The sequence below is a fragment of the Faecalibacterium sp. DFI.5.82 genome (assembly GCF_029076575.1).
GTDB lineage: Bacteria > Bacillota > Clostridia > Oscillospirales > Ruminococcaceae > Faecalibacterium > Faecalibacterium duncaniae.
This window is the reverse complement of record NZ_JARFIS010000305.1, coordinates 1-324: the sequence shown is the minus strand read 5'-3', so window position 1 is coordinate 324 and position 324 is coordinate 1. Positions and strand designations below refer to the sequence as shown.

Sequence of the window (324 nt, the reverse complement as noted above, 5' to 3'; positions counted from 1 at the left end):
GGTAAAATGAACGACACAGTGTAAAATGGAGGAGCAAGTATCTATGCAGGATCAATATTCCCGCACCCAGCTGCTGCTGGGCAAGGAAGCAATGGAAAAGCTGCACAATACCCGTGTGGCGGTGTTTGGCATTGGCGGCGTGGGCGGCTACACGGTGGAAGCGCTGGCACGCAGCGGTGTGGGTGCGCTGGATCTCATTGATGATGACTAGGTCTGCCTGAACAACCTGAACCGCAAGATCGTGGCCACCCGCAAGACCGTGGGCCAGTACAAGGTGGATGTGGCCGAACAGCGTATCCACGAGATCGACCCCAACATCAAGGT

The 324-nt window shown here is 56.2% G+C and carries 1 pseudogene; it reads left to right on the top strand.

The features are described from left to right. Positions 1-43: 43 nt before the first annotated feature. A pseudogene (locus P0G09_RS16730) lies at positions 44-324 on the top strand (ThiF family adenylyltransferase); the annotation flags it as partial.